Here is a 5,149-nt window from a genome sequence, read left to right as displayed (position 1 = left end):
GTTCTGGACCGTATGTGTACGGCGTGATCGCCCGGATGTTTACGGCGTGATCGCCCGGAAACGTGGCATACCCGGTGATAGCGCCACACATACCGTCATCGTCCAGAACCCGAGCCCTGCGACCCCGGCGCCTGTCCGTGGACGCCTTACAGTCGATTCCATGCCTGCCGCACGTGTCTCCGCCCCCGCCCGCCCCGTGGGATCGGCGACCCGTGGCACCACCAACCCGAACCGGCTGCGCCGGATGGACCGCTGGATCGCCGCCCACCACCGGCCCGGCCTGCTGCGCGCCGCGGCCCCCGTGGCGGTCGACCTCGGCTACGGGGCCGCCCCGTGGACCGCGGTGGAGCTGCTGGACCGGCTGCGTACGGTGCGGGCGGACGCCCGGGTGGTCGGGATCGAGATAGACCCGGCCCGGGTGGCGGCGGCCAAACCGTACGAACGCGCCGGGCTGGCCTTCGCGCACGGCGGCTTCGAGGTGCCGCTGCCCACCGGGCACGGCGCCCGCGCCGATCTCATACGGGCGGCCAATGTGCTGCGCCAGTACGACGAGGACGAGGTGGCCGAGGTGTGGCAGCGGCTGTGCGAGCGGCTGGCGCCCGGCGGCCTGCTGGTGGAGGGGACCTGCGACGAGATAGGCCGCCGGCACGTCTGGGTGGCGCTCACCCGGAGCGGCCCGGCCACCGTCACCTTCGCCGCTCGACTCGGCTCCCTGGAACGCCCCTCCGACCTCGCCGAACGCCTGCCGAAGGCGCTGATACACCGCAATGTGCCGGGCGAGCCGGTCCATGCCTTCCTGCGCGACTTCGACCGCGCCTGGGCGGCGGCCGCCCCGTACGCCGCGCTCAGCGCCCGGCAGCGCTGGATCCGCGCCTGCGCCGCCCTGCGCGCGGACTGGCCCCTGGTGGACGGCCCGCGCCGCTGGCGGCAGGGCGAGGTCACGGTGCGTTGGGAGGCGCTGGCGCCCCGCGCCTGATCGGGACGTCGCTGGTCACGACGGTGCGGGGGCTCCCGTATGGAGGCGTCTGCGCTGTCACGGCCACCCGCGGGAGTGGGTGGGTCAGGGGGTGGGGGTGCCCAGGAGGGCCGGTGGTGGGGCGGTCAGTCGGGCCAGTTCGCGGAGTGCCGCCTCGCTCGGCGAGCCGCGCTCCGCGGTGTAGGTGCACAGCAGCTGGCCGTCGTCGGCGGGCAGGTACAGGGCCTCGTAGGTGATCCGCAGCTCGCCGACCCGGGGGTTCCGGATCCGCTTGGTGCCCGAGACGCGTTCGGTCACGGCCTGGGCCTCCCAGTGTCGGCGGAAGTCCGTGCTGCGCTCCAGGAGTTCGTTCAGCAGCCGGCAGAGCAGCTGCGGGTGGCGCCCGGCCTCGGCCCGCAGGGTGGCCACGATGCCCGCGGCGTCCTCCTCCCAGTCCGGGTAGAACGCCTTCGCCCGGGGGTGCAGAAAGACCAGCCGCGCGGTGTTGCGCTCCCGTTCGGGAAGCGCCGCGAGGTCGAAGGTGATCGCCCCGCCGAGCCGGTTCCAGGCCAGGATGTCCATCCCGGGGCCGTAGACGAAGGCCGGGACGGTCTCGTCCAGGGCGTCCAGCAGCTGCCGGATCTGCGGACGCACCCGCTGCCGCGGCGGCGCCGGGGCCTCCCTACGGCGCCTGGGCTGGGCGACGTTGCGCAGATAGGTGTGCTCGGCCGGCTTCAGCCGCAGCGCCCGGGCGATCGCGTCCAGGACCGAATCGGAGATGGCGTTGGCCCGGCCCTGCTCTATTCGGGTGTAGTAGTCGACGCTGATCCCCGCGAGTTGGGCGACCTCCTCCCGGCGCAGCCCGCGCACCCTGCGCCGTACCAGACCGTCGGGCAGCCCGACCGCCGCTGGGGCGAGTGCCGCGCGACGCGCCTTCAGGAAGGGGGCGATCTCGGGTTCGGAGTGGTCCATCGGCCCATTATCGGTGCGCGGTGCCGGTCCCGGCCGGTGATCGAAGGACGGGGACACCGGTGCCCTCCGGGCGCGAAGGGGGTTCTGGCAGACCCCGGTTGGAGCGGGCCTGTCGCCCGCGCCCCGCGGCCCGCAGGGTGGAACCTGTAACACAGACGGACCCTGACACATCTGGAGAAACCATGCAGCGCAGAATCCTCGGCGGCACCGGCATCTCGGTCAGCGAGTACGCACTGGGCGCCATGATGTTCGGCAGCTGGGCCAACCCCGACCACGAGGACGCGGTACGGATCATCCACCGCGCCCTCGACGCGGGCATCAACGTCATCGACACCGCGGACGTCTACTCGGCCGGCGAGTCGGAGGAGATCGTCGGGAAGGCGCTCAAGGGCCGCCGGGAGGACGTGGTGCTCGCCACCAAGGCCAACAGCCCGATGGGCGAGGACCCCAACCACAGCGGCAACTCGCGCCGCTGGATCACCCGTGAGATCGAGAACAGCCTGCGCCGCCTGGACACCGACTACATCGACCTCTACCAGGTGCACCGCCCCGACCCGCACACGGACATCGACGAGACCCTGTCCGTCCTGTCCGACCTGGTGCGCGCGGGCAAGGTGCGGGCGATCGGCTCGTCCACCTTCCCGGCCGAGCAGATCGTGGAGGCGCAGTGGACCTCCGACCGGCGCGGCCATGTGCGCTTCCGCAGCGAGCAGCCGCCGTACTCGATCCTGGCCCGCTCCGTGGAGGCGGCCGTGCTGCCGACCGCGCAGAAGTACGGGATGGGCGTACTGACCTGGGGACCGCTGGCCGCCGGCTGGCTGTCCGGCCGCTACACCAAGGCGTCCGACATCGACCTGAGCGGGGGCCGGGCCGCGCAGGAGCGGCAGAAGTTCGACCCCGCGCTGCCGGAGAACGCGCGCAAGCTGGAGGCGGTCGGCAAGCTGGCCGCGCTGGCGGCGGAGTGCGACATGTCGCTGCCGCATCTGGCGACCGCCTTCGTACGGGCGCACCCCGCGGTCACCGCGGTGATCATCGGCCCGCGCACCATGGACCAGTTGGAGAGCCTGCTGACCGGCGCGGACACCGTGCTCGGCGAGGACGTGCTGGACCGGATCGACGAGATCGTGCCGCCGGGCGTCGATCTGAACCGGGCCGACGCCTACTACCTGCCGCCCGCCCTCGCCGACAAGTCCCTCCGCCGGCGCCGGTGAGTGACGCCCAGGAGGCCGGTGCGGCGCTTCAGGCCGCCACCGGCCTGCGGATCGGCTGGGAAGCCGGCCACGCCAGGTCGTCGATCGCGAGCCAGGGGGCGGCTGCCACGGCCGTGGGCGTGAGCCCGGTGAACGCCGCCACCTCGCGGTGGAGGTGGGACTGGTCGACGTAGCCGCTCTCGGCGGCGGCGTCGGCGGCGGGGCGGCCCGCCGCCAGCAGGTGGGCCGCGTGGTCGAACCGCACCAGCCGGGCGGCGCGCTTGGGGGTGATGCCGAGCTGCGACCGGAAGCGGGCCGACAGGCGCTTGCGGCTCCAGCCGACCTCGTCCGCCAGACGGTCCACCCGCACCCGCCCCCGGTCGGCGAGCGTCCGCCGCCAGGCGTGGGCGACCTCCGGGTCCACCGGACGGCGGGTGCCCAGCCGTCGGCCGAGGATGTCCACCGCGATCGCGAACCGCTCGTCCCACGAGGCGGCGGCGCGCAGCCTGGCCTCGGCCCGCCCGGCGTCCTGGCCCCAGAGGTCCTCCAGCGACAGCACCATCCCGCTGAGGTCGGTGGACCCGCCGACCACCGCGGCGGCCACGACCGGCTCCAGCCGGATCTGCAGGCACTCCCCCACCCGGCCCCCCGTTCGGATGTCGCCGGGGTGGAGCCCGATGACGACGCTGCCGCGCTCGCGCCGGCCCCGCGCGTCGTAGAAGAGACCCTCTTCACCCTCTTCCTCCTCGCTCAGATCGATAAGCAGGGTGACGGACGGGTGCGCGACCATGGCGATGTCCATGTGCGCGGGGCCGCGTTGGCGGAACCCGGCCATGCGAAGCCCCGGCAGCTCCAGCCGGCGCGACGGGCGCGGGACCGCTACCTCCATCGACGCCCAGACGCTGGGCAGCCTGGTCGACATCACAGGACCACTCTAGGCATCAGGGGGCCGCGGGCGCGGTGTCGACTTCCGTTGCCGCGAAGTTCAGTAGCAGGTCACCGGTCTCCTCGGGATCTTCGAGCATCGGCATGTGTCCGACTCCGGGCAGCAGTTCGACCCATGCGTTCGGGACCACGTCGTACCGGTACGCCGAGGAGGGCTCCCATCGGGGGTCGGCCGCGCCGAAGGCCACCAGCACGGGGATCTCGCGGGGGACGAGCCGCTCGGGCACGCTGCGCTCGGTGATGTAGGCGGTGTTCCGGCTCAGTATCTTCCTGAGCACGGAGTACCTGATGTTCCGGACGTCGGCGACCAGGTCGTCCGGGATCTCCACCGGGCGGGCGCAGGTCGCCAGGATCCCCTTGCGGATCATCGCGTCCGAACGCCTCGCCCACAGGATCGGGCCCAACGGCGGGGCCAGCAGGACGCGGAGGAGCAGCGGCTCGGGAAGTTGGGCCTCGGGGCTCGGGCCGCTGCTGAGCAGGGCGAGCGCCCTCACCAGGTCCCGGCGCTGTTCGGCGAGCGCGGTGGCGACATAGCCGCCGCTGGAGTGCCCGACCACGGCGACGGAGTGGTAGCCGAGGCTGTCCAGGAGCGCGGCTATCCGGCACGCCTGCACGGGCACGTCGTAGGACATGGCGGGCGGGGACTGGCCGCAGCCCGGGAGGTCGACCCGGATGACGTGGTGGTGCTGCGCGAGTGCCGGGACCACCGGACCCCAGCAGCTGCCCGAGGCCCCGGATCCGTGGATGAGCAACAGTGGAGGTGCCTGCCGAGGGCCGTCATGGACCACGCGCATTCCATGCGAGAACGCAACGGTGTGTTCACTCATGCGGGAATGGTGCGGGGCTCGCCGGTCGTCGGTCTTGTACGAATGTCGCGGTGAACCGTCATGGTGGGGAGGGCCGTCATGGGTGCCCGAACCACCACGGCCGGGAGGGCCCGCCGGCCCCCGGGCGGACCACGGTCGGCGTGCCTGTGATGGCGCGTTGCGGAGCCTGCAGTCCCGCGTGCCCGAACCACCACGGCCGGGAGGGCCCGCCGGCCCCCGGGCGGACCACGGTCGGCGGGACGGGGCGGGCGGGGTCAGGA

Annotated in this window: 5 protein-coding genes; 2 read left to right on the top strand and 3 right to left on the bottom strand. The window is 73.2% G+C overall.

The window, feature by feature from the left end; translation table 11 throughout:
- The first annotated feature begins 160 nt into the window (after positions 1 to 160).
- Positions 161 to 976 carry a class I SAM-dependent methyltransferase gene (locus E4099_RS28760; protein WP_135342051.1) on the top strand — a complete coding sequence of 272 codons (816 nt, stop codon included), beginning with the start codon at positions 161 to 163 and terminating at the stop codon, positions 974 to 976.
- Between the two features lie 84 nt (positions 977 to 1,060).
- Here E4099_RS28760 and E4099_RS28755 read toward each other — a convergent pair whose 3' ends face one another.
- Positions 1,061 to 1,927, bottom strand: coding sequence for a helix-turn-helix domain-containing protein (locus E4099_RS28755; RefSeq protein WP_135342050.1), 867 nt, complete (start codon positions 1,925 to 1,927; stop codon positions 1,061 to 1,063).
- Between the two features lie 182 nt (positions 1,928 to 2,109).
- On the opposite strand from E4099_RS28755, the gene E4099_RS28750 reads away from it, so the two are divergent.
- Positions 2,110 to 3,138, top strand: coding sequence for an aldo/keto reductase (locus tag E4099_RS28750; RefSeq protein ID WP_135342049.1), 1,029 nt, complete (start codon positions 2,110 to 2,112; stop codon positions 3,136 to 3,138).
- Between the two features lie 28 nt (positions 3,139 to 3,166).
- Here E4099_RS28750 and E4099_RS28745 read toward each other — a convergent pair whose 3' ends face one another.
- Both E4099_RS28745 and E4099_RS28740 read right to left on the bottom strand, forming a co-directional pair.
- Positions 3,167 to 4,039 (bottom strand): helix-turn-helix domain-containing protein, encoded by an 873-nt coding sequence (locus E4099_RS28745; RefSeq protein ID WP_245245271.1) that lies wholly within the window; start codon positions 4,037 to 4,039, stop codon positions 3,167 to 3,169.
- A 19-nt stretch (positions 4,040 to 4,058) separates the two neighbouring features.
- The gene (locus E4099_RS28740; RefSeq protein WP_245245270.1) at positions 4,059 to 4,889 is read right to left on the bottom strand and encodes an alpha/beta fold hydrolase; all 831 of its coding nucleotides are present in this window, start codon (positions 4,887 to 4,889) and stop codon (positions 4,059 to 4,061) included.
- Positions 4,890 to 5,149: the final 260 nt, after the last annotated feature.

It is taken from the genome of Streptomyces palmae (assembly GCF_004684805.1).
GTDB classification, from domain to species: domain Bacteria; phylum Actinomycetota; class Actinomycetes; order Streptomycetales; family Streptomycetaceae; genus Streptomyces; species Streptomyces palmae.
This window is presented reverse-complemented; position numbering and strand designations above follow the sequence as displayed.

Excerpts from the sequence above, each read along its gene's own strand:
- E4099_RS28740 (WP_245245270.1), bottom strand. The coding sequence starts at position 4,889 with ATGAGTGAACACACCGTTGCGTTCTCGCATGGAATGCGCGTGGTCCAT.
- E4099_RS28750 (WP_135342049.1), top strand. The coding sequence starts at position 2,110 with ATGCAGCGCAGAATCCTCGGCGGCACCGGCATCTCGGTCAGCGAGTAC.
- E4099_RS28745 (WP_245245271.1), bottom strand. The coding sequence starts at position 4,039 with ATGTCGACCAGGCTGCCCAGCGTCTGGGCGTCGATGGAGGTAGCGGTC.
- E4099_RS28760 (WP_135342051.1), top strand. The coding sequence starts at position 161 with ATGCCTGCCGCACGTGTCTCCGCCCCCGCCCGCCCCGTGGGATCGGCG.
- E4099_RS28755 (WP_135342050.1), bottom strand. The coding sequence starts at position 1,927 with ATGGACCACTCCGAACCCGAGATCGCCCCCTTCCTGAAGGCGCGTCGC.